The organism is Acinetobacter sp. ANC 4862 (genome assembly GCF_004336635.1).
Classification (GTDB): domain Bacteria; phylum Pseudomonadota; class Gammaproteobacteria; order Pseudomonadales; family Moraxellaceae; genus Acinetobacter.
In genome coordinates, this window is sequence record NZ_SJXH01000003.1 from 116,800 (window position 1) to 141,292 (window position 24,493).

General features: G+C 39.0%; 23 protein-coding genes and 1 pseudogene. 12 read left to right on the forward strand and 12 right to left on the reverse strand.

All coding sequences use genetic code 11. The annotated features are described in order from the left end of the window. Positions 1–13: 13 nt before the first annotated feature. The 5 genes from E0409_RS02340 (at position 14) to E0409_RS02360 (ending at position 5,384) form a co-directional block, all read left to right on the forward strand. Entirely contained in the window at positions 14–1,867 is a 1,854-nt protein-coding gene (locus E0409_RS02340) for an ABC transporter ATP-binding protein (protein WP_131287193.1), read from the forward strand. Then, positions 1,867–2,316: a MaoC family dehydratase gene (locus E0409_RS02345; RefSeq protein ID WP_131287195.1), complete on the forward strand. Its 450-nt coding sequence runs from the start codon at positions 1,867–1,869 to the stop codon at positions 2,314–2,316. Before E0409_RS02340 ends, E0409_RS02345 begins: the two co-directional genes overlap by 1 nt. Before the next feature lie 112 nt (positions 2,317–2,428). Then, positions 2,429–3,457: a helix-turn-helix domain-containing protein gene (locus E0409_RS02350; RefSeq protein ID WP_131287197.1), complete on the forward strand. Its 1,029-nt coding sequence runs from the start codon at positions 2,429–2,431 to the stop codon at positions 3,455–3,457. A 71-nt stretch (positions 3,458–3,528) separates the two neighbouring features. After that, positions 3,529–3,903 (forward strand): glycine cleavage system protein GcvH, encoded by a 375-nt coding sequence (gene gcvH, locus E0409_RS02355; RefSeq protein ID WP_131287199.1) that lies wholly within the window; start codon positions 3,529–3,531, stop codon positions 3,901–3,903. 299 nt (positions 3,904–4,202) lie between these two features. Beyond that, positions 4,203–5,384 (forward strand): MFS transporter, encoded by a 1,182-nt coding sequence (locus tag E0409_RS02360; protein WP_131287200.1) that lies wholly within the window; start codon positions 4,203–4,205, stop codon positions 5,382–5,384. A 103-nt stretch (positions 5,385–5,487) separates the two neighbouring features. Here the strand turns inward: E0409_RS02360 and E0409_RS02365 are convergent, their stop codons facing one another. Beyond that, positions 5,488–6,681: a PilT/PilU family type 4a pilus ATPase gene (locus tag E0409_RS02365; RefSeq protein ID WP_131287202.1), complete on the reverse strand. Its 1,194-nt coding sequence runs from the start codon at positions 6,679–6,681 to the stop codon at positions 5,488–5,490. Between the two features lie 289 nt (positions 6,682–6,970). Next, on the reverse strand, positions 6,971–8,032 hold the full coding sequence (locus tag E0409_RS02370) for a 3-deoxy-7-phosphoheptulonate synthase (protein WP_131287204.1): 1,062 nt from the start codon (positions 8,030–8,032) through the stop codon (positions 6,971–6,973). A 620-nt stretch (positions 8,033–8,652) separates the two neighbouring features. On the opposite strand from E0409_RS02370, the gene E0409_RS02375 reads away from it, so the two are divergent. Further along, a complete protein-coding gene (locus E0409_RS02375) occupies positions 8,653–9,858 on the forward strand; it encodes an amino acid aminotransferase (protein WP_131287206.1) in 1,206 nt (401 codons plus the stop codon). Positions 9,859–9,912: 54 nt separating this feature from the next. Here the strand turns inward: E0409_RS02375 and E0409_RS02380 are convergent, their stop codons facing one another. Continuing rightward, entirely contained in the window at positions 9,913–11,028 is a 1,116-nt protein-coding gene (locus E0409_RS02380) for an S-(hydroxymethyl)glutathione dehydrogenase/class III alcohol dehydrogenase (RefSeq protein ID WP_131287208.1), read from the reverse strand. A 121-nt stretch (positions 11,029–11,149) separates the two neighbouring features. Between E0409_RS02380 and E0409_RS02385 the strand changes: the two genes are divergently transcribed. The 3 genes and pseudogenes from E0409_RS02385 (at position 11,150) to E0409_RS02395 (ending at position 13,987) form a co-directional block, all read left to right on the forward strand. Next, entirely contained in the window at positions 11,150–12,709 is a 1,560-nt protein-coding gene (locus E0409_RS02385; RefSeq protein ID WP_131287210.1) for a phospholipase D family protein, read from the forward strand. A gap of 203 nt (positions 12,710–12,912) precedes the next feature. Next, positions 12,913–13,350: a hypothetical protein gene (locus E0409_RS02390; protein WP_131287212.1), complete on the forward strand. Its 438-nt coding sequence runs from the start codon at positions 12,913–12,915 to the stop codon at positions 13,348–13,350. Between the two features lie 151 nt (positions 13,351–13,501). Beyond that, a pseudogene (locus E0409_RS02395) lies at positions 13,502–13,987 on the forward strand (pyridoxamine 5'-phosphate oxidase family protein). A gap of 6 nt (positions 13,988–13,993) precedes the next feature. On the opposite strand, the gene E0409_RS02400 reads toward E0409_RS02395, so the two are convergent. Together E0409_RS02400 and E0409_RS02405 are read right to left on the reverse strand one after the other, a co-directional pair. Next, positions 13,994–14,587 carry a uracil-DNA glycosylase family protein gene (locus E0409_RS02400; RefSeq protein ID WP_131287214.1) on the reverse strand — a complete coding sequence of 198 codons (594 nt, stop codon included), beginning with the start codon at positions 14,585–14,587 and terminating at the stop codon, positions 13,994–13,996. 30 nt (positions 14,588–14,617) lie between these two features. Next, a complete protein-coding gene (locus tag E0409_RS02405) occupies positions 14,618–15,328 on the reverse strand; it encodes an SGNH/GDSL hydrolase family protein (protein WP_131287216.1) in 711 nt (236 codons plus the stop codon). A 432-nt stretch (positions 15,329–15,760) separates the two neighbouring features. Between E0409_RS02405 and E0409_RS02410 the strand changes: the two genes are divergently transcribed. Then, a complete protein-coding gene (locus E0409_RS02410; protein WP_131287218.1) occupies positions 15,761–16,072 on the forward strand; it encodes a hypothetical protein in 312 nt (103 codons plus the stop codon). Between the two features lie 87 nt (positions 16,073–16,159). Here the strand turns inward: E0409_RS02410 and E0409_RS02415 are convergent, their stop codons facing one another. From E0409_RS02415 to E0409_RS02430, 4 genes are all read right to left on the reverse strand, one after another. After that, a complete protein-coding gene (locus E0409_RS02415) occupies positions 16,160–16,903 on the reverse strand; it encodes an SDR family oxidoreductase (protein ID WP_131287220.1) in 744 nt (247 codons plus the stop codon). Between the two features lie 28 nt (positions 16,904–16,931). Further along, a complete protein-coding gene (locus E0409_RS02420) occupies positions 16,932–17,630 on the reverse strand; it encodes a histidine phosphatase family protein (RefSeq protein WP_131287222.1) in 699 nt (232 codons plus the stop codon). Further along, entirely contained in the window at positions 17,627–18,754 is a 1,128-nt protein-coding gene (locus E0409_RS02425) for a phosphotransferase family protein (protein WP_131287224.1), read from the reverse strand. The genes E0409_RS02420 and E0409_RS02425 overlap by 4 nt, the downstream gene beginning before the upstream one ends. 129 nt (positions 18,755–18,883) lie before the next feature. Then, positions 18,884–20,122 carry an acyl-CoA dehydrogenase family protein gene (locus E0409_RS02430; protein ID WP_131287226.1) on the reverse strand — a complete coding sequence of 413 codons (1,239 nt, stop codon included), beginning with the start codon at positions 20,120–20,122 and terminating at the stop codon, positions 18,884–18,886. Between the two features lie 94 nt (positions 20,123–20,216). Between E0409_RS02430 and E0409_RS02435 the strand changes: the two genes are divergently transcribed. Both E0409_RS02435 and E0409_RS02440 read left to right on the forward strand, forming a co-directional pair. Beyond that, positions 20,217–21,146 carry a LysR family transcriptional regulator gene (locus tag E0409_RS02435; protein WP_131287228.1) on the forward strand — a complete coding sequence of 310 codons (930 nt, stop codon included), beginning with the start codon at positions 20,217–20,219 and terminating at the stop codon, positions 21,144–21,146. A 165-nt stretch (positions 21,147–21,311) separates the two neighbouring features. Next, positions 21,312–21,863 carry a thermonuclease family protein gene (locus E0409_RS02440; RefSeq protein ID WP_131287230.1) on the forward strand — a complete coding sequence of 184 codons (552 nt, stop codon included), beginning with the start codon at positions 21,312–21,314 and terminating at the stop codon, positions 21,861–21,863. Positions 21,864–21,900: 37 nt separating this feature from the next. On the opposite strand, the gene E0409_RS02445 is transcribed toward E0409_RS02440, so the two are convergent. From E0409_RS02445 to E0409_RS02450, 3 genes are all read right to left on the reverse strand, one after another. Beyond that, positions 21,901–23,361: an aminotransferase-like domain-containing protein gene (locus E0409_RS02445; RefSeq protein WP_131287232.1), complete on the reverse strand. Its 1,461-nt coding sequence runs from the start codon at positions 23,359–23,361 to the stop codon at positions 21,901–21,903. Positions 23,362–23,464: 103 nt separating this feature from the next. After that, positions 23,465–23,632, reverse strand: a complete 168-nt coding sequence (locus tag E0409_RS16455; RefSeq protein ID WP_165541289.1) for a cbb3-type cytochrome oxidase assembly protein — start codon at positions 23,630–23,632, stop codon at positions 23,465–23,467. Then, complete coding sequence (locus E0409_RS02450) at positions 23,619–24,437, reverse strand: hypothetical protein (protein WP_131287234.1); 819 nt, start codon at positions 24,435–24,437, stop codon at positions 23,619–23,621. The genes E0409_RS16455 and E0409_RS02450 overlap by 14 nt, the downstream gene beginning before the upstream one ends. Positions 24,438–24,493 lie beyond the last annotated feature (56 nt).

A 24,493-nucleotide genomic window follows, 5' to 3' on the forward strand; every position in this document is an offset into this window, starting at 1 on the left:
AAGAGAATGTTATATGTTGCAGTGGTTTGAAAAACTGGTTGATCCTTATCCCACCAAAGGTTTAAACGAACCACTTCCAACGCGCTTTTTCCCTTTTGTCTGGCAAGCGGCGAAAGGCGTTCGCCGGTATTTGCTGTTGCTGGTGTTATGTACTGCAGGCGCTGCAAGCTTTGAAGCCATTCTTTATTCAAAAATTGGCGATTTGGTCAACTGGTTGAGCAAGAGCCAACCTGAAACATTTTTAGCAGAACATACGCAAAATTTGACCCTTTTGACCTGTATTTTGCTGGCCAATATTTTATTCGCAAGCATGCAGTCGATTATCAAGCATCAAATTTTATACAGTTCCTTCCCGATGCGCCTGCGCTGGCGTTTTCACAACCTGCTTTTGCTGCAAAGTCTGGATTTTTTCCATAATGATTTTGCCGGTCGTTTATCTGCCAAAGTCATGCAAACTTCGCTTGCGGTACGTGAGTTCTGGGTAATTTTGGGTGACATGCTGGCCTATGTGCTGATTTATTTTGTCACCATCAGTTTTGTTCTGGGTGCAATCTCCCCTCTGCTGATTGTGCCACTTATGCTGTGGTTGGTGCTGTTTATTACTGCTGCCTGCTATTTTATTCCACGCTTAAGCAAAATTTCCAATAAACAGGCTGATGCACGTGCGGTAATGACCGGTCGTGTAACGGATGCCTATACCAATATTCAAACCGTAAAACTGTTTGCCCATGCGGGTCGTGAAAGTCAGTATGCCAAAGAATCCATGCAAGGCTTTATGATCACGGTTTATAAGCAAATGCGCTTAGGGGTTCGGTATGAAATCAGCATTAATTTACTCAGTGTGGTTTTATATGTCGGTGTTTTAGGAACAGCAATTTGGCTCTGGATCAATGGGCAAGCTCAGCTGGGTATTATTGCTGCGACTACCGCGATGATCTTAAAACTCAACAGTATTGCTGAATTTATGATGTGGCAATCTTCCGCACTATTTGAAAATGTCGGTACCATTCAAGACGGCATGAAAACCATGAGTCGCCCGATTAGCATCCAAGACAAGAAAGATGCTCTGCCCTTACAGGTGCAACACGGTGAAATCAAATTTGAAGATGTCAGCTTTGCCTATAACAATAAAAATGTCATTGATCATTTAAATTTAACCATCAAACCGGGTGAAAAAATTGGCATTGTTGGCCGTTCCGGTGCAGGTAAATCCACCCTGATCCAACTGTTATTGCATTTTTATACCCTGAACCAAGGCCGTATTTCGATCGACGGTCAAAACATTGCAGATGTGACTCAAGACAGTTTGCGTAAAAGCATTGCCTTGGTGACTCAAGATACCTCTTTATTGCACCGCACTGTGGCTGAAAATATTAAATATGGTCGCCCGCATGCAAGCGATGAAGAAATGTTTGAAGCCGTTCGCAAAGCCAAAGCAGAAGATTTTATTCCGCAACTTACCGACTTGCGTGGCAAAACGGGTTATGAAGCCTATGTGGGTGAACGTGGTGTCAAACTCTCGGGTGGACAACGTCAACGTGTGGCGATTGCGCGGGTATTTTTAAAAGATGCGCCAATCTTGATTTTAGATGAAGCGACCAGTGCTTTAGACTCCGAAGTTGAAGCTGCAATTCAATCCAGTCTAGATGATTTAATGGAGGGTAAAACTGTTATTGCGATTGCCCACCGTCTGTCGACCATTGCCCAAATGGATCGTTTAGTTGTGCTGGATGAAGGAAAAATTGTGGAACAAGGCACGCATGATGAACTTGTCGCCCTGAATGGTATTTATGCGCATTTGTGGCAAAGACAGACCGGCAGTTTTTTGATAGAACAACAAGCATTGAAGAAAAAGGAAGCACATTAATGCTGTATTTAGAAGATATAAAAATCGGTGATCGTTTCATCAGTCGTGAATATGAAATGACCCTGGAAGAAATCAAGCAATTTGCGCATGCGTATGATCCGCAAGTTTTCCATACCGAGGAAGATCAAGCTAAAGAGCATCCTGTTTTTCAAGGGATTGCAGCCAGTGGCTGGCACACTTGTGCCGTGACCATGCGTTTATGGACAGAATGTTTTCCGGTGGCTTATGGCCTGATTGGTTCGGAATCCAACCTGCGCTGGCCACGACCGACTCGCCCTGGCGATAAAGTTCATGTTGAAGTGGAAATTGTTGCGATTACGCCATCAAAAACCAAAACTGACCGCGCTATAGTGAGCTATGTTACCCAGGCATTGAATCAAAATAATGATGTGTTACTGATTTCTACAACGAAAATTGTGGTCTTTAAAAAGGCATTTAAACCTGTTTAATTGATGGACTTTGAACAAGTTGTCGAACAATTTTAATAGGATGCTGTTTCTTTTCATGCCAATATGAAAAATTAACAAATAGAAAAAATGACTAAAGTGCAATGGATAGCGCATGAAAACAATTTCTCCAAGACAAGATCAAGGAATACCTGGGGTTTACGGTCTGCTCCTTTTAGATGTGGTGTCACGTTGGGGCTACAATGCAGAAGCATTGTTTACCCCTTTTCATTTAAGCAGTGAGCAGTTGGCGGAGCCAAATTTTCGTATTCCAACACCTGTTGCCAATGAACTGGTTAAACACGCATTATGTTTAACCGGTGAACCGACGTTGGGTTTTCATTTGGGTACCCAAATGCGAATTTCCATTCACGGTTTTATTGGCTATGCCATTATGACTGCGCATGATATTAGCGATGCCTTGGTCTTGGCCAACCGTTTTATTCAGCTACGGTTGCCTTTTTTACAGCTTTATTTTTCTACTTTTGGTGACAAAGCTACGCTGCAATTGCAATGTGATTTTGAGATTGAGCCTTTAAGAACTGAAATTGCCATTGCCTTGACCTTTGGCATTATCAGTATGGCAAAAGCCTTGACTGGCTGTGATGAATTATCTGGCGAGATTGATTTTGATTTCCCAAAACCGCCCGGTTTTGAGCGTTATATGGCAAAATTCCCATCACATACTTTCCGTTTTGAACAGCCACATTTACTCTCCAGCTTTGATAAAAAATACCTGAGTTTAAAAATGGTCAATGCCGACCCCCTTGCCAGCCAGATTGCGATTAACCAATGTGAAGCTGAACTATCGGCATTAGGTGAACGTCGACGTTTGGCCATGCGGGTGCGTGATATTTTGACCAATTCAGAACAGCATTATTTAAGCATCGAAAATGTCGCGGATCGACTGCATATGTCCGATCGGACTTTAAAACGTCAATTGGCTGCCGAAGGTACCTCCTTTTCAACCCTCGTGGACGAAGTGCGTTATCGTCATGCCACATCGCTGCTTTCCCGAACCGATTACACCTTAGAGCTGATTGCAGATGAACTGGGTTATAGTGATGTGGCCAATTTTAGTCGTGCATTTAAGCGTTGGAGTGGCCGCAGTCCAAGCAATTGGCGTAAAGATCCTTACTTATAAACTTTTGTTTTTATCAAAAAACCTGTATAAAACATGGCAAAAATGATTTGAATATTTTAAAGGAGTCATCAATGAATCACCCTTCAGAATTAAAGTACGCCAGTACGCACGAATGGGTCAAAATTGAAGGTAATCTGGTTGTTACCGGTATTTCCGACCATGCACAGGATGCTTTAGGGGATTTGGTCTATGTGGAAGCGCCAGAAGTAGGACAACAAATCACTGCAGGTGAACAAGCGGGTGTGGTGGAGTCGGTTAAAACAGCTTCTGATATTCATGCGCCTGTTTCAGGCGAAGTAGTTGAAGTGAATCCAGCGCTTGAAGATGATCCGGACTTTGTCAATGATGATCCGTATGGCAAAGGCTGGATTTATAAAATCAAGCCAAACAATATGGCAGATATCGAAAAGTTACTTTCAAGCAGTGAATATGAAGCAGGTCTATAATCCTGTTTTATATAAAAAAATCAGTCTTTAGGACTGATTTTTTTATTTCAGGTAATTCTAATTTAAAAAATTATTTCAAAATCACAATATGATATTAAGCACCAATAAAAATACCAATATTGATTAAATCATTATATTGTATTCTTACATAACTGTACTTTCTAGTAATATTCTTCTAGAATTAATCCCATCCAACGATGATCTGACTTATCTTCAATTACAAAAATGATTTATAACTAAAAAATAGTGACCTCGATAAGCCTCTTTAGTCGTCTTTTTCTTATAAATTTAGGTAAATCATGACTCCAGTAAATACACAACAGTTATGGAATAAGTCCTTTATTCTATGTCTAGCCAATAATCTATTTTTGTTTATATTTTATTTTGCACAAACCACAATTTTACCGATTTATATTGTAAATGAATTAGATGGAACTTTAGCGCAAGCGGGTTTAGCCATGACGTTATTTATGGCCTCCTCGATTGCAGTTCGTCCTTTCAGTGGTTTAATTATCGAGAAAATTGGTCGAAAAAAAGCGCTTTATATTTCAGAAACTTTGTTCTGTCTTTTTTCATTTGCCTATATTTTTGCAGATAATCTGACTTTTCTTTTAGTCATCCGCCTGTTACACGGTATCTGGTTTAGTATTTTAACCACGGTTACCGTTCCGATTGCCAATGACTTTATTCCTGCAAACCGTAAGGGTGAAGGCATGGGATATTTTGTCATGTCAGTCAACTTGGGGATTGTACTCGGTCCTTTAATTGGTCTTAGCTTGATTCAGCCACTTTCTTATCAAATGGTTGCAGCAATTTTAGCCGGAATTATTTGCGTAGGCTTTGCATTTTGCTTCCTGATTCCGATTCAAGAAAGCATAAAAAGCCACGTTGAAACCGTTAAACGTAAATTATCTGTTCATGATTTTGTTGAAAAGAAAGCCTTACCCATTTCTATTATGGCCATGATCATCTCTTTTTCTTATGCCAGTATCATGTCCTTCATTTCGACTTTTGCCGAATCAAAAAATTTACTTGCCTATGCCAGTTTATTCTTTGTCATCTTTGCGATTTCCATGATGAGCTTGCGACCCATCACCGGGAAAATTTATGATCGTAAAGGGCCAAATTCTGTGGTTTACCCTGCTATTGCGCTATTCTCCATTGGGCTGATTGTTTTAAGCCAAATCAATAGCGTGACTGGATTGATGATTGCAGCAGTATTTGTCGGTATGGGTTTTGGTTCAGCTCAACCCTGCTTGCAAACCATTTCCATTCAGCACTCACCAAAAGATCGAATTGGGCATGCAACCTCAACCTTCTTTACCTGTTATGACATCGGTATTGCGATTGGTTCAATCTTGCTAGGTGTGGTGATTGCTCATCAGGGCTACAGCTTTGCCTATCTACTCTGTGCATTGATCACGGCATTAAGTTTGGTTTTTTATAAATTATTTGTAGATCGTAAACATACAGCGGCATAAAAAACTTCAAACCAGACTCATATAATAAAAATATGCATCGCCCTAAAATTGGATGATGCATATTTTTTATAGTTTCGCTTTATAATATTAAAATATTCCTCAACTAAGCTTGGTTCGTCTCCTTGGTTTCACTTTCTTCAGGATTACTTTCCTCCATCATGCTAAATGATGGGGCTGAACCAGCTACAGATTGATCGTCTCTTGGACTTTCTAACTTGATCTGTAAACGCAATTCATTCATGGAATCTGCATTACGTAAGGCTTCTTCATAACTAATCGCACCTTCGTTATACAAGTCAAATAAGGCCTGATCGAAAGTTTGCATGCCCAATTCACGGGATTTTTTCATGATTTCTTTGATTTCATGCAATTGGCCTTTCAAAATAATATCGCCGATCAAAGGAGTATTCAGCAAAATTTCAATGGCAGCTCGACGACCGCTGCCATCTTGAGTTCGCACCAGACGCTGGGAAATAATCGCTTTCATATTGGAAGACAAATCCATCAACAATTGATTTTTTCGTTCTTCCGGGAAAAAGTTGATGATTCGATCAAGCGCCTGGTTGGCATTGTTGGCGTGTAGTGTTCCTAAACATAAATGCCCGGTTTCCGCAAAAGCAATCGCATGTTCCATGGTTTCGGTATCACGGATTTCACCAATCAAAATTACATCGGGTGCTTGGCGTAAGGTGTTTTTCAAGGCATTGTGCCATGAGTGGCTATCTACACCCACTTCACGGTGAGTCACCATCGATTTCTTATGCTTATGGACATATTCGACCGGATCTTCAACGGTAATGATATGCCCTGCTGAATTTTCGTTACGGTGATCAATCATCGCCGCTAAAGACGTGGATTTACCTGAACCCGTAGCTCCAACGACAAGAATCAACCCGCGTTTTGCCATCATTACGTCTTTTAATGTTTCAGGCAGTTTTAACTTGGTGAAATTTGGAATTTCCGCGGTAATGGTTCGAATCACCATACCGACTTGTAACTGTTGTTGAAATACATTGATCCGGAAGCGTGAAACATCGGGAACGCTAATGGCAAAATTACATTCGAGTTCTTTTTCAAATTCCTGACGTTGTTTTTCATTCATTAAACTGTAGGCAAACAATTTTGTCTTATCTGCAGTTAATACCTGTTGCCCAATTGGTTTCATTAGGCCTTGATGTTTAATGCTGGGCGGAAAATCGGCTGAAATAAATAAGTCCGAGCCGCCATATTCCACCACCTTAGTCAGCATATGAAATATTATTTTACGAGCTTCTTCCAGTAATTCCGCACTATACATATTTTTCCCCCATTTAAAATTATTTCAAGTACTCAGCAATATCTATATTAAATTGTATTTATTAAACAATTAGTTATTACTGAGTATCAATTTCAATTATTGTGCCTAAAGAAGCTAGACGACTCAAATTTGTTAATTCCAATCAGTTAAAAGAATTAATAAAAAATGTATAGAGCATCAACAAAGTATTGTTCTAAATTTAAACAGACAACATAAATGTGCTTATAAGAAACAATAAAGCCCCGATCAATGGGGCTTTATTAGAAAATAATCATGCTTTTAAAAAATATTAAGCACTACGCTTTAATTGAGAAATACGCAATGAATCTGCAATTTCCAATAAAAGTTGCTGGGTTTTATCCCAACCTAAACAACCATCAGTCACAGATTGACCATAGGTCATCTCACATGAAATCTTTTGCTGACCATCAACCAGATAGCTTTCTAGCATCACGCCACGAACATTGCTTTGTACGCGTTCATCTACAATGCTACGTAAAACTTCAGGTTGCAATAAGGGATTTTTGTGACTATTACCATGACTACAATCAATCACCAAGGCCGGCAATTCAGCTTTGGATTTTTCTTTAATGTTCTCAATTTCAGCCAATTGGTAATTAGGACCCGAATTTGCACCGCGTAAAATCAAATGCGCTTTTCGATTGCCTTGTGATTCTAAAATACAAGGTAATCCTGATTGGCTCATTCCTAAGAATTCATGTGGATGTGAAGCCGATTGAATGGCATCAAGCGCAATTTGAATAGAGCCATCCGTGCCATTTTTGAAACCAATGCTGTAAGGCATGTGGCTTGAAATTTCACGGTGAATTTGCGATTCGCTGGTACGGGCACCAATTGCACCCCAAGCCAGTAAATCATCGAAATATGCAGTCGCCATTGGGCTTAAAATTTCCGATGCAATCGGCAAACCTATTTCTATAATTTGCAGATATAACTCACGTGATTTTTCCAAACCCAATTGCATGTTGGATGAACCATCTAAATTTGGGTCATATAAAAAACCTTTCCAACCAATCGTGGTACGTGGTTTTTCAATATAGGCGCGCATAACCAGAAAAATTTGATCTGATACTTTGCTTTGTAATTGTTGTAGTTTTTCAGCATATTCAAGTGCAGAAATGGGATCATGAATTGAACATGGACCGGTCACCACCATTAAACGATGATCTTTGCCATCTAGAATATTTTGAATGGTTTGACGCTGCTCGGCAATTTGTTGAGCCAGTTTTGCAGATAAAGGGAATTGCGCCTTCAATTGATGAGGCAAACTTAAAGTAGTTTCTTTCGCAGTTGTTTGCGTTTGTTGTAAAGCAGTATTTAAAGCATTCATTGGTCTTTCCTGGGGACTTTTTTCAGTCCAATCTTTTATTTGAGCGTTATGGGTCTAATGGATTGCAAGGCAAGCGTCATCATTTGACTAAAGTAAAACCAATAAGAGTTGCTAAAATATGAGTAATTTAATGTTTTCATGAGCTAGCTCCAAAAAGTGTAAGAAAAATAAAGCATAAAAAAACCTGATCAGGGTTGCCGATCAGGTATTAACTTGGTGGGCAACCATTTCTTGCCCGAACGCATTCAGGCAATTATCTAAATTGCCAAAAATAATAACGTGCGTTTGAGATGACTGGTTGCTTTAACATCTTTATTTCTTCAAAAAAGTATGTGTCTTAAAATTAAAATACGCTGTATTCATCAATTTGACAAGAATTTTATATAAAATAAAAATACATAAATCAGTCAACTTTTACTTATATATTGTTTAAAAATAAAGCGCGCTTCTCAAACTTCAATTTAATCGTTTTTTTACATTTTTTAGATCAATTTTTTAATATCTGAATCCTGCTGAACAGTTTCTATAAAAATAAAAGACCACCCAATGCCATTAAAAGATAAAATGCGTTCTATACCGAAGGCTTGATGTGTTTACCACATATAACGAAGGATGTATTCATGTTCCAACATGTTGATAGTTATGCAGGTGATCCGATTCTTTCTCTTATGGAAGAGTTTGGAAAAGACCAACGCTCTCATAAAGTTAATCTAAGTATTGGACTTTATTACAATGAAGAAAATATTGTTCCTCAATTAAATGCCATTAAAGCCGCCTATAAAAATATTGAAGCGAGCAATGATCAGGTCAAGCTCTATTTACCGATGGATGGTTTGAAATCTTATAACCAAGCTACTCAAGCTCTTGTTTTAGGTCAAGATAGTCCAGCCCGTCGTGATGGTCGTGCGGTAACGATTCAAACCTTAGGCGGTTCTGGCGCACTTAAAGTCGGTGCCGATTTCTTAAAAAAATATTTTCCGGAATCTGATGTTTGGGTCAGCCAACCGACCTGGGAAAATCATATTGCCATCTTTAATGGCGCTGGTATTCACTCGCATTTCTATCCTTATTTTGATGCAGCGACCAATGGGGTTAATGTGCCCGCTATGCTGGAAAAATTAAGCCAGCTTCCAGCAAAAAGCATTGTGCTGTTACATCCTTGTTGCCATAACCCGACAGGTGCAGATTTAACAACTGCTGAATGGGATCAAGTCATTGAAGTATTGAAAAAACAGGATCTGATTCCTTTCCTGGACATTGCCTACCAAGGTTTTGGCCAAGGTTTAGAACAAGATGCTTATGCCATTCGTGCTTTAGATCAGGCAGGCATGAATTTTATTATTAGTAATTCATTCTCTAAAATTTTCTCACTTTATGGTGAGCGTGTGGGTGGCTTAACTTTTGTTTGTGATGATCAAGCTACTGCACAAAAAGTATTGGGTCAATTAAAAGCCACTGTACGTCGTATTTACTCAAGCCCTCCAACTACAGGTGCCTTGTTGGTGGATAATGTTCTGAATGATGCTGATCTGACTATACAGTGGGAAGCTGAACTGAAAGAAATGCGTGAACGTATTATTAAAATGCGTCAAATTTTGAATGAGAAATTAAGCCAAGCTTTGCCTGAACGTGACTTTAGTTATCTGGTCAAACAGCAAGGGATGTTTAGCTACACAGGCTTAACGGCTGAACAGGTTGATATCTTAAAAGATCAATATGGTATCTATCTCGTTCGCAGTGGTCGTATGTGTGCAGCCGGTCTAAATTTAAACAATATTGATTATGTCGCTGAGTCTATTGCAGAAGTGATTAAAGCAACGGCTTAAACAGGCTGATATAAAAAACGGGCTATATATGCCCGTTTTTTATTTTGAAGAAGATTAATCTTTAAAATGTACGACTGTACGAATTGATTTACCTTCATGCATCAAGTCAAAAGCTTCGTTAATTTTGTCCAGACCCATGGTATGCGTTACAAAAGGTTCAAGTTGAATGTCGCCTTTCATTGCATCTTCAACCATGCCCGGAAGTTGTGAACGACCTTTCACACCACCAAAAGCGGTGCCTTTCCAGGTACGACCAGTAACCAACTGGAACGGACGGGTCGAGATTTCCTGACCTGCACCCGCCACCCCAATAATCACGGATTGTCCCCAACCACGGTGTGCACATTCGAGTGCTGAACGCATCACATTGACGTTACCAATACATTCAAAGGAATGATCTACGCCCCAACCGGTCATTTCAACAATGACTTCCTGAATCGGTTTGTCATATTCTTTTGGATTTAAGAAATCTGTCGCACCGAATTCTTCAGCCAGTTTGAATTTTTCTGGATTGGTATCGACCACAATAATTCGACCTGCTTTAGCTTGGCGAGCACCTTGCACAACCGCAAGACCAATACCGCCTAGACCAAACACCGCAACTGAGTCGCCTGCTTGAACTTTTGCAGTGTTATGTACCGCACCAATACCTGTGGTTACGCCACAACCCAATAAACATACATGTTCAGGGTTTGCATCCGGGTTGATTTTCGCCAAAGACACTTCAGCAACCACGGTATATTCACTGAAAGTTGAACAACCCATATAGTGATAAATCGGCTGACCATTATAAGAAAAACGTGTTGTACCATCTGGCATTAAGCCCTTACCTTGAGTCGCACGAACTGCGACACACAGGTTGGTTTTTCCAGATTTACAGAATAAACATTCACCACATTCAGCGGTATAAAGTGGAATGACGTGGTCGCCCGGTTTAACACTGGTCACGCCCTCTCCGACTTCTACAACAATTCCGGCACCTTCATGACCCAGTACCGCCGGAAAAACACCTTCAGGATCCTCACCGGATAAAGTAAAGGCATCGGTATGACATACGCCGGTATGGGTGATTTTCACCAAAACTTCACCTGCTTTCGGTGGAGCAACATCCAGTTCAACAATTTTAAGAGGTTGACCCGGACCAAATGCGACTGCAGCACGTGATTTCATGAAATACCATCCTTTATTTGATTATTTAACAGATGAGCTACAGTAACCGCTTTTTATTGTCCGATTCAACCTATAACATGATGATAATATGTACGTATAACTTTATGACTTCATAACAATTATGCAAATTAGACACTCTACTCAAGTTGTCTTACTTTCATTTGCAGTCATCACACTGACAGGATGCAGTTTGCCGATGAATGAATCAAAAAAGCAGTCTCCAATTCAGGTTCATGCCGAGCACTGGTTAAACGGTTCCAATGTTGATACACAAATTACTCAGGGCTTAACTGCCTATCTGTCTTTAGATGATGCTTTTATCAGTATTGCCTCAAGACTGCATCTGATTAATAAAGCCCAATATAATATCGATTTGCAATACTACATCTGGGAAGATGACTCGATTGGTCACATGATGCTGGCTGAATTGCTCAAGGCCGCAGATCGTGGGGTAAAAATCCGTTTATTGATTGATGACCAGAACGGTTCTCAACTCGATGCAACCTTAAAACAACTGGCACAGCATCCCAATTTTGAAATTAAAATATTTAATCCGTATACCTTTAGAGCTAGAAAATTACGCTTCTTTGATTATTTTCTTCGTTTCAACCCAATCAATCACCGTATGCACAATAAGCTGATTATCGCAGATGGCGCGATTGCGGTTACCGGTGGGCGAAATATCAGCCGTGAATACTTTGATGCAAGTGAAAATTTCCAGTTTACCGACATGGATATTCTGTTCTATGGAAATGCAGTCGACCATGCCAATCAAGTGTTTCAAGACTTCTGGAATGATGATTTAAGCTATTCAGTCCAACAACTGTTGGGCGATGCCAAGCCAGAACAACTTGCCAAATTGCGCAAATATTATGAACTAACGGCTTTACAAAAAGATCAGCTGAAAAAACGGATTGAATTGGCAGAAAAACAAATTAATCAGCACTTAAAAGACAGTCCTATCAATTGGGCAAAAGCACATTTTGTCGCAGACTCACCAGATAAAATTCGTGGAAAGACAACGCATGATCAGCTCATTTATCATCAGATGCTGAATATTATGGGTGAACCGAAGCAGCATCTTGAACTGGTTTCTGCCTATTTTGTACCGACCCGTAAAGGTACAGATTATTTAGCCACGCTGGTCAAAAACAATGTTGAGGTTCGAGTATTGACCAATTCATTCTTGGCCAATGATGTTCCTTTGGTACATGCCTTTTATAAAAAATATCGTCATAATTTATTGCAAAATGGGGTCAAACTTTATGAGTTTAAGCCCTATATTGAACGACATAAACGTACCTGGTATGAAGTGGTCACAGGCAATGTGATTCCCGCCAAAAATAAAAATGCCTCAAGCTTGCATGCAAAATTCTTTGATATTGACGGTATGGTGTTTATTGGTTCATTTAATTTTGACCCACGTTCAGCCAATTTAAATACTGAAGTCGGATTGGTGGTTGAATCAGATGTGCTTCAAGATCAGATTTCTACATCACTGGATCAATACCTGCCGCAAATTGCTTATGAGTTAAAACTCAACCCACAAGGGGAAGTCATTTGGCTGGATCATCAAAAAAATGGTTCTATCGTTGAATACAATCAAGATCCTGAAAGCACCAAATTCCAAAGATTTGCAATGAAAGTGGTGTCTTATTTTCCGATTGAATGGCTAATGTAATGACAGGTGAATGACATCAAAATACACATCGTCGTTTTAGTTCCAGTAGTACTTCAATATTGTTATGACTTATAAGATCTTGAAGGCTATTTATACATATTTTAGATCAATCAACACAATGATTTTACTCATTTCCTGATTTGCTTTAACATTCCATTTTTCGAGTTTTTAACTCATTTATCTCCTGATCGTGACCCTCTGCAATGCAATTTTTTGATTTAAGTCGTCAATTTAATTTAAGTGACATTTTAACCCCCTACAAAACACTGAATCAGCTTGGACAACAAGAATGGTTTTTAGCCAAAGTTCGTGTGGAATATGACTGCTTGTCTGATTCTGAAATTCTTGAAGGTCAGGCGGTTTTGAAATCTAGTGAAAATATTCAACTGGAATTGGAATGGATAATTCAGGATACCGGTTCGGAATTACAAGTCTTATTTAAAGGCATTGAAACTGAAGCAAATGAAGAAACCTTGCTCTTGGTTAAAGGCGCTCAAATTGTCGATAGTGAACAAAAGAAAATTTCTGTACAGGCTTTAAGCCTTTGGATTGATGGCACATTACTACCGATGCTACCGAATATTCGCCGTGAAATTAAATCCCGTTTAAATTTATGGGACTATGTTGAATATGATGGATAGGTGTTGAAATCCATTCAAACTGATTTAAACAGCTTCATTTAATTTTTGAAGCTCGATTTTGGCATGAATGACCAGTCAGATCGCTAAAAACTGTATTCAACTTTTCCTCATATTGCTGAATAATATTAAAAATAATAAAAAGGAAATCAAAATGAATCATCATGAATGGTCACATATTCACAAAGTCGTGAATGATGCGCAAAAAGCAGCAATGCACTGCTCTATTGCCACTGTTGATGCACAGTTGCAACCTACCATCACGCCTATAGGCACTCTATTTCTTAAAGACAATCAAACCGGTTTTTTCTTTGATACTTATGCTGAATCTTTTAAAGAAAATTTGCCCCAGAATAATAAAGCCTGTATTCAAGCGATTAATAGCAGCCGATTATTTTGGTTGAAATCTCTATTAAAAGGTCGATTTAGTGATTACCCGGGTGTGCGGCTCTATGTCGAAATTGGGGAACTACGCCCTGCTACTCATGAAGAATTAGCTCAAATTTAACAGCGTATTCAAAGTCTGAAATGGACGAAAGGCAGTCAACTCATCTGGTCTGATTTTACTCAAGTACGGGATTTTCGCGTACAGTCTTTTAGATGGGTGAAATATCCAAAGATGATGCCATTCAATACTTAAACTTACTTATAGTAAGCCTATTTCATTAAATAACTGACTATAGGATTCGGCTTTCTTTTCTATTGCTAGAGGATATGCTCTTGAAGATGAAGGCATGCGATATAAAGTCAGGTCGCGTTCAGCAAAATAAGCTTTAGAAGATTCACCAATCACCGGTTTAAGTGTTCCCTCAGGCATAGAAAGCATTAAAGTATCTGTGGCTTTATCGCCTGTGGTCATGATGCTATGACATTGAGGAATCTGCTGTAGCAGCTTGGCTATATCAGTTGGCTTGGCAATTTGCAGGAATTTATCCGAAGCATTGCCTTTGAGGCGAACGATTTGGTAGGCCGTATCAAAAATTGCGATGCCTTTTTCCATTAAAAAGTCACGGATCTGCTGTTCCTTGAAATTTTTATTCGCGATATCTAAAAAGTGTTCTTTATTTTGAAAGAAAACCAAACCAAAAATCTTCCACATGTCATTTTGATAGTTTGGATAATAGAACTCCATTTTCCAGCGGCTTTTAGGCGGTGGAAAACTCCCCATCATGAGCAATTTGGCATTTTTGGGTAAAAAGGGTTCAAGTGGATGAGTTTCAATTTCCAGTTCGGTGGTCATAACAGCCCATTTATCAATCTTTAGCCTAATTTAAAACATTTGACGGATTTTATCTGCCACCTGTTCACCCCAAAGTGCATAAATTTCCTTACTTGGATGAAAGCCGTCTGCTGCCATTTCCAAGTTTAAGCTTTTAAATCGTGCCAGATCATATTCAATCCATTGCATATTAGCTTGCTGCTGCACGAATTTGCCAAGAGTTTTATTCATGCCTTTGGCATATTGTCCAAATAGCCATGCCAGTGGATTGGGTAAAGCTGGAAACATGTTCATCGGCGGTACACCAGCGGCAATAATCAATTCAGGTATAAATTTCTGGTTAATCTCTGCATAAAGTTGTTGCTGTTTTTGAATCCAGTTTTTAGGGGGTGTTAGTTTAGTAATGTCATTTACCCCGACAGAGGTAATCACCACATCAAAGTGTTGAGCCGGCATATTTTGGGCAGTTTTAATGACTTGTCCTGTGGTATGCCCTGTTTTCGCTTCCAGCGTATAACTGATTTGGTATTGATCTTTTAACTGATTCAACACAGCACCCAATAAAGCATCCTCCTGAATTTCAACCCCGACACCTGCTGCTGCCGAATCGCCTAAAATTAAAATAGACAGCGGTTTTCCTGTTCCGATAATCCCCTGACGGTTTCCTTCGGGTTCTGCTAAGCGTAAAGTATTTTTTTTGACTGCATTGCCTTGAATAATCAGGGATGGAATAAGGGCGATAGTCGAAATTTTTAAAAACATAAAGGATGCAAATAGCAGAAAAATCCAGATCAATATATGATTTTGCCTTGTTAAAAGCATTGACCCAATGTGCATATTGTTAGAAATATCACGAGCGTCTTCATTTGCTTGATCTTTTTGTTAATACGATTCGAGCATGATCATTTCATTGATCAGAGGTTAATAATAAGCCGTTACTGTTTCATCTAAAGCGGAACTTCTATTCAGGATATATCTTCTTTCAATTATTCTAAAAATTCAGTTTGATCTGATTAGACTAAAAAATCAGCTTTTCAGTAAGTTAATAAATATTTATTCATAAAAAAGCTAAAGGACTGCATTTTTTGGAAAAATTACTTACTTTTTTTCTGGAATTCATATTAAAGTATCATTTGGAAATTTAAACACGAAACTCTCATAAATTTATTATTGACTTAGCGAAGAGTAATCAATATGGACTATTGGAATAGTGTTTTATTAATAGCAATAATTGCAATAGTTGGGCTCAGCGTTATCACCTTGATCGTCGGCTGTAAAATTTGGAAAAATCTTGTCGTTACGCTTATTATTGCAACTCTTATCAGCTTTCTCATTTTATGCGCGATTAGCTTTTTGTGGAGTCAGGGTATTTATGTACCTTGGAGCAATAATAATCTTTGGAATGAGGTTTTGACTGTTGAAATGGGACTCATGAGTTTTGTCATAGGTGGCGTGAGCACTTTCATGATCATGTTAGGCATCCTGATTTCTAAAAATAATAGATAATTGCGTCGCTATGACGATCTGAATGTTTATTAAAAAAATCCTGGAAAAAATAAAAGGCGCATTCAGCGCCTTCAATTCATTCGCTCCTCAACCCAACTTATTTACCCACTTTAGTGGCAATACTTTCATTGCCAAACCTAATGGCAACCAAGGCCATTCTGGGACATAAGCTTTGACGGGTGCTTTTTCAATGGCTTTCACCAGTAAATGCGATCCTGTTTTTTCATCGACTTCAAAAGGTAATTTCTTCGCGCCTTCATTCAGTTCAGTACGAATATAACCCGGGAAAATGGTGGTGACTTTAATGGGCGTATCAATCAGTTCTGCACGAATACCTTCAGCCAAGTGTGCAACCCCTGCCTTGCTTGCACCGTACGCAGTTAAATGTTTTGGCATGCCACGCATTGCACTCATCGATGAAATCATCACCAGATGACCAGAATTTTGCGCACGGAAAATTTCAACAGCCGCTTCACATTGCGCTAAAGCAGAAATAAAGTTGGTTTCTACCGTGGCACGGTTAATTTCAAAATTGCCTTTGCCAATACGATGACCATCTCCAACACCTGCGTTTACGATCACACGGTCAATCGTGCCAAATTCCTCTTTGAAAGCTTTAAACACTTCAAAAACTTGATCGTAATTGGTCACGTCCAAAGTTTTCGCACTCACTTTAATGCCATATTTGCTTTCAAGTTCTTGCTTTAAAGTTTCAAGACGCTCCAAACGACGTGCGCAAATGGCCAGGTTATAGCCTTTTTGTGCAAATTCACGTGCCATTCCCGCACCAATACCTGAGCTTGCCCCAGTAATTAAAATCGTTTTTGCCATGATCTATTCCTTGTCTATTTTTTTAATATCAAATCCATGTCAGTAATTGAGGATCTTCAGCTTTAATGAAATGGTGTTCATTTAAACTCAGCAATTGCGGCTCGTTTCCAACCAGACGTAATGTGGTCATACTGGTATTGGTAATCGCCCAGTTCAATGCAAAAGTACGATTTGGATTAAGCTCAAGTAATTTTCCTGCAGCCACCGAAATTACACCACCCGAGGTAAATACCACGGCATAACGCGGTTTGGTTTTTGCCAATTCATCACATAAATTTTGCAGTGCCGTTTCTACCCGGCTTTTAAAATCTGGCCAGGATTCATCATATTCATGGTGATAGTCACCACCGGTCCAGCGCTCAATGGCACCTTCAAAAATTTTAGCTAAATACGCCCGTGGATTGACTTCATTTTCGACATCCTGTTTTAACAAATGCGGTTCATTAAAACGCGGTTCATATTGGGCAAAAACCTGTTGATGGTTGAACTCGTTCCATGCACTGTCGGTTTGAATTACTGCCTTGGGAAAACATTCAGCCAAAGCAAGATTGGCAGTTTGTTGATGGCGCTGCATTGAACCGGCAACGACATAAGGTTCTTCTTTCAGAATTTGATTGAAATACTGACCCAATAATTTCGCCTGTAATTCGCCATTTGGTGAAAGTTTGTCATAACTTTCCGCACCAAATGAAGCCTGTCCGTGACGAATCAGATAAATTGTGGTCATTTTACTTTTCCTAAAATTTCCTGAAGTTTTACTTTATATTTCTGTGCAATGTCATTGGCTTCGAACTTCTGTTTACCAATCAGTTTTAAGGCACGAATATGTAAAGCATGAATGACGATCCAGAAATCCTTAAATGCGGGGTTATTGGTTTGTTTATGATGATAACGGTAATAAATTTGTTGCGCGATTACGGCTAAACGGAAAATTCCGAACACTTCATAGAAGGTCCAGTTTTTAGGCTGCAGCCCCGTTTTCTCCAAATAATAATCGACCACTTCTTTGCGGGTAAACATGCCTTTTAAATGGGTGGGCTGACGACGTGTCGCTTTAAAAATTTGATTGTCAGCCTCTTCCACCCAATATGCCAAAGCTGAACCTAAATCCATCAGTGGATCGCCCAAAGTGGCCATTTCCCAGTCCAGCACGCCAATGACCTGAGTGGGATGATTCGGATCTAAAATCACATTATCTAAACGCCAGTCATTGTGGATGAGACAGATGGTTGAATCCGCAGGAATATTGTCTTTAAGCCAGTTACGTACATATTTAAATGAAGGCACATTGAAGGTTTTGGCTTTTTCATAACGTGCATCCCAACCTTCAATCTGACGACGACAATAACCGTCGCCCTTACCCAGTTTTTCCAGCTCCGTCCTTTGATAAGGTACTTGATGCAGTTCAATCAACTTATCAATGACATTGGTACACAATTCGTGAACTTGAGCTTCATTAAAATGCAGTTCTTTGGGTAAATTGGCCCGTGGAATAATGCCTTCTATGCGTTGCATTACATAGAAGTCACAACCAATCACGGATTCGTCCTGACACAATGCCACCATTTTAGGCAATACAGGATAGAACGGTGCCAGATTTTTTTGCACATTGTATTCACGTGCCATGTCATGGGCAGATTTGGCTTTAGTCCCTTTAGGCGGACGCCGTAGAATCAAATCAGCATTGTCATATTTCAAACGGTAAGTCCAGTTTGAAGCTCCACCTGAATATTGAGTGACTTCTACCTTCCCTTGTAAATCAATACCTTGTTCCTTTAACCAGTTTTCTACTGCAATTACATCCAGTTCTTCGCCCGGACGAACATTTCCACTCACATCAATGACTGACATTGTTATTTTCCTAAATCTTCAATTTCAAAAGACTTCTTACATTATCTTATTTATACCTTTTTCATTTTCTATTGACAGGAAAATTTGTACAAAGTTGTAAGAAGTCTCATCTACAATATTTTTTAGATATTACTTGCGACGTGAACCGTAACCACGTTTTGCCAGTTCAAGTTTGGCAATCATGCCTTTATGCACTTCATCGGGACCGTCGGCCAAACGAAGGCTACGTGCTTGAGCAAAGAAACCTGTCAATGGTGTATCACGCGAAACCCCAGCACCACCGTGAATTTGGATCGCCATATCCACCACTTTCTCCAGTACACTTGGCGCAACCACTTTAATCGCAGAAATTTCAGTCAAAGCAGCCATATTGCCTAAAGTATCCATTTTATACGCGGCATACAAAGTTAAAAGACGTGCTTGATCTATGGCAACACGGGCTTCAGCAACTCGTTCCAGGTTACCGCCCAATTTTAAAATTTCTTTACCAAAAGCAGTTCGGCTCATGCCACGATCAATCATCAATTCTAATGATTTTTCTGCTGCGCCAATACAGCGCATGCAATGATGAATTCGACCAGGTCCTAAACGACCTTGAGCAATTTCAAAACCTTGGCCAGCCCCGCCAATAAAGTTAGCAACTGGAACACGCACATTATTGAAACTAATCTCGCCGTGTCCATGGGGTGCATCATAATCACCAAACACCGGCAGCATCCGTTCAATTTTCACCCCCGCAGTTTCTACAGGAACCAGAACCATGGAATGTTGATGGTGACGGTCTTTGCTTTCATCTGGCGTATGTGCCATGAAAATGATGATTTTTGCGTTGGGATCACCTAAACCTGACGACCACCATTTACGGCCATTTAAAACAATTTCATCACCTTCAATGACCGCCGTCGCCTGCATATTGGTTGCATCACTTGAAGCGACATTGGGTTCAGTCATACAAAATACGGAGCGGATTTTGCCTTCAAGTAAGGGGGTTAACCACTGGTGTTTTTGTGCATCAGAACCATAACGCCACAACACTTCCATGTTGCCACTGTCAGGCGCATTACAGTTAAACACGACCGGTGCAATTAAGCTGCGGCCTGTGAGTTCGGCAATATGGGCATATTCCTGTACAGATAAACCTTGACCTAAAACAGGATCAGGCAGAAACATATTCCAAAGCCCAGCTACTTTGGCTTTATCTTTAAGAACTTCTATTTGCGCTGGCCACTGCCATGTGGTCCAGTCACCACCTTGATTCAGCGTATGAACTTCATTCCAAAATTCAGTTTCAATCGGTTCAATTTCATTTTTTATAAAGGTTTTGGTACATTCTACAAAATCTTGTGCACGTGCTGATAATTCAAACATGCTAACTTCCCTCTAAATATTGTCATCACTGCTCTTTACAGCACCTTAGCTTGAAAACTACTATGAACAAAATGATTTAATTCAATACAAGACTATGAACAGTATTCATAATAAAAGTACGATGGGTAGTACCGTTGATATGGCAATTTTCCACCGTATCGATATTAATTTATATCCACTTTTTATTGCTATTTATGAGCAAAGCAGTATCTCTAAAGCTGCTCAAATTTTATGTATCACCCAATCTGCTGCCAGCCACGCCTTACAACGGCTAAGACAGCATTTGCAGGATGATTTATTTGTCCGTGCAGGCAGCAAAATGTTACCCACACCCTTTGCTGAACAAATTTATCCGGTGATTAAAAATGCCTTGATTGCAATTCAAAGCATTTCAATACAAAAACAAAATTTTGACCCGAGCATGGTACAGACCTTAAAAATTGCAGTGCATGATGAAATCGAGCCGATTATTTTCCCTAAACTGGTGGAACATTTTCATCAACTCAATTTAGCGATTCAATTTTCCAGTATTAAGTTAGACCGTAAAAATGTCCTGACCGATCTTGCCACTCAGCAGATTGATTTTGTGATTGATTTAGAACAAAACTTTGGGGACAAAATTCAATTTGAAAAACTCGTGCAAGACCAATTTGTGGTGTGTACTCAACAGCAAAGCATGACTGAAGATATTTATCTGGCTTCACCGCATATTGGCGTTTCATCACGACGTACCGGGGTTTTGGTTGAAGATATTTATTTGAACCGAAAACAACTTTCCCGTCAGATTTTTTTACGTTGCCAACATTATTCAACTGCCCTGCAGATTTTAAGCCAACAGCCTCAAGCTATTCTCACCATTCCTAAAAATATATTGGTTCATTTACAACTGGCCGATGGTCTGAATATTTTTGATGTTCCTGTAGAACTTCCAAATATTGATTTGGGAATGTATTGGCATAGTGATTTAGAATTAAATTCACGGCATAGTTTTTTGCGAAGCGAAATTTCTAAAATTTTTGCTTAGGCTATTTCATAGAGATTTATTATTTGCTTAGGCTATTTTACCACTACAAAATAAAACACTGACTGTTTAGCTTTTAAGCCGTGCAAATAGTGGCTTTCACCTACAATGCTCCATCTCCAAGCTGTGTCGATATACGGCTAATTTTTAAGGATTTGGGTTATAACTTTGTTACATCTCTCTACAACCTGGCAAATTGTGCTAGGGCTATTCGCTTTATGTATTTCCTATTATTTACTGCATAAAATCACCCTTTACTTAAAGGATATATTTCGTCCGTTTAAAAAAGGTAAAAAATATTGGTGCCGTGTTAATGCAGTGAGCGACGGCGATACCCTCACCTGCTACCGTTTTAATATCAGACGTTCTGAAACCAAGTTACGCTTTGCTTATGTGGATGCACCTGAATCTAGTCAAAGCTATGGCAAGGAATCCCAGCGACTGGTCCAAAGCATGGTTAAAGGTAAAATGGTTCGGGTCAAAATTACCGATATCGACCGTTATGGACGCTGTGTCGGTGTGGTCTATCGTTATCGTAAAAATATCAATGAAGAGATGGTCAAACGTGGTGCGGCATGGGTCTATGAAGAATACATCAAAGATAAAAAACATCTACACCATATGATGTCACTTCAAGACAAAGCCAAAAAACAGAAAAAAGGTTTATGGAAAAGTTCCCGTCCTGTACGTCCGAGTGTTTATCGTAAACAGAATAAATAACCGGATTCAATTTTTATTATAAAAATATCAGATTGTTTTATATCAGGCGCGCCAATTCATTGTGTATGAGTTGGCGGAGTTCTTTCATACACAGTTTAATTTCAGTATCGTTAAGTGAACTAAAACCAAGCACAAAACCATATTCACGATCATATTCATAAAACTGGCTTAGACGTGTAATGGCAATATTATGTAGCTCTGCACCCTTTACCAAAGCTTGTTCAAGGGTATTTGGAATTTCTGCTTTAAAATAACACGCGACCTGCATACTGGGATGATGCTGTTTCACAAAACAGAATTCAGATAAATACAATTCAAAACAAGTCATAAATATTTGGTAGCGCTTTAAATAGAGCTGTTGCATCTGTCTTAAATATTCAGCGTAGTGCCCGCGTTGCATAAAATTTCCAAGTAAAACCTGAAAATATTGAGACGGCGCACTGCCATCAATATAATTGCGATAGCGCTTAAATGGCTCAATTAATGCTTTGGGTAAAATTAAATAAGAAAGTCTTAAACTCGGTAGAATATATTTACTAAAAGAACCCAGATAAATCGTTCTTTGGTAAGGGTCTAAACCTAAAATGGCGGTGTTTTGACTTTTATTCAGTAATAGCGAATCATAGTCATCTTCAAGAATATAACAATTATTTTTTTCTGCGTATTCAATAATTTGCTTTTTGCGTGTTGCACTCATTTGAATGCCGCTGGGATACTGATTCGCCGGAGTCACATAAATTGCTTTTGCATCCTGAATATCGTCACAATCCTGTATTTTCAAACCTTCACGATCTAAACCCATACATTTTAAATCCAGATTCATATGCTTAAAAAGTTGATAGGCATTCGAATAATATGGATTTTCCATAATGATTTTATCATTCGGATTAAATAATACCCGTCCACAAAGATATAAAGCTTGCTGTGTGCTATTCACAATAAGCACTTGCTCTGCAGATATTTGGGTATTACGATTTAAATTAATGTGCTGGGCAATTTCCTGACACAATAAATCATCACCAGCAGCATTATCTTTTAAAAAAATATTTAATCCATATTGGCTTAGCGCATTTTTTTCAGTTTCGTACCATTTTTTAAACGGGAAATTACGTATTTCAGGCATGCCATCGGCAAAAAAATTCAGGTTTTGATCAAAAAATAGATTTTCTAATTGCTCGGTATTCTCTGGAAGTCGGTATTCAACTGCTTCAGATGCTAGCTGTTCTACTTTTACGTGTGCCCTAATAAACGTACCTTTGCCTTTAATCCGTTGCAATACACCTTCTTGTTCTAATTGGGCATACACTTTTTCTACCGTGTCACGAGATATCCCTAAATATTCGGATAAAAACCGTGTAGATGGACATTTAAAATCGGACTGCAGGTTTAATTTTGGCAAGGTTGCTTTAATGGCTAAATATATTTTGGTTCTTAATTTATTTTCATTGGTCTGTGCAAAATTTTGGCTTAACAATTGGATAAATTCATTTTGTTTCATTTCACAACCTGCACGCATCCAACTTATATTTATTTCACAATAATCAAAAATGCCTTATCGAAACAAGGCATTATTTTCAGAAGGTCTTCATCCTGCGAGCGAATCATCTATTGATTTGTACCTTGGCTGCTTCAGCCAGCTTCTTCTGATGTGAAGGCATATACTCTGGCTCATTGGTTACTGCCAGGAAGAAAAACCCAAGGAACATGCAGCCTAATAACAGGCTAATTCCCACCACTAAATACGGGAAAGGTTTTTTAGGTTCGTTCATTAACATACCTCAATTTCGATTCAAGATTGTTTTTAAAGATGGTTTCAGTAAATTCACCAAAGACGGATAATTTTTCAAAAAGATGTTCGCTATACATTAAATCGTCAATCAAATGCGCTGCATCATCTAATTTCATATGAAACTGGCGGCTGACTAAAGGTGCATTTTCCTGCGCGATGCTTTGACAGACTTGTGCCAATTCTGGTGTCTTTCTTTTCCAGAATAGTTTTTTAAAATCAATTTCCGGCAAATTAAACTGGTTATGATCCAGTACAATTTCATCTATCCGGACTTGGAATAAACTTTCTAATTGTTGTTTTGTGGCCGGATTCAGCCCACTTTGTCCGATCATCGTCAGATGCTGACAAGCAGGATCAAGTAATGCTTTAGCTAAAGCATATATTCCAAATTCAGCCGCATTAAATTCTGTTGGCACCAAATCCAGACATAGATTCATTTCAGTAACCGATTGCTGATTTTCCAGTTCTAAAGCATCGAGACGGAAATAATGCGCATAGACCTGTTCAACAATATTTTGTCGTGGAGCGATATAAATCGTATTTTGATTCAACACTGCATGAATAAAAGGCGTAAATAAATAACTTAGGCTATTTTCTAAAGTCGAACTTTGAATGATGTAATTATGGGATGATTGCTGCGCAGATCGAACCGCTAGGCTTTGCTGAAGAATAACATCAAATTCGTCAAGGGATTCAATCCCCAGTCGTTGCAAAATTTTTGTAGAATCAATTTGAGTAAATTCAAAAAAATCTAAAATAAATTGGAAGCTTAGGCTTCGCAGCATGATCGCCTCGGACAATACGCACTATAAAATGAATAAACATAATATAGAACTTAAAC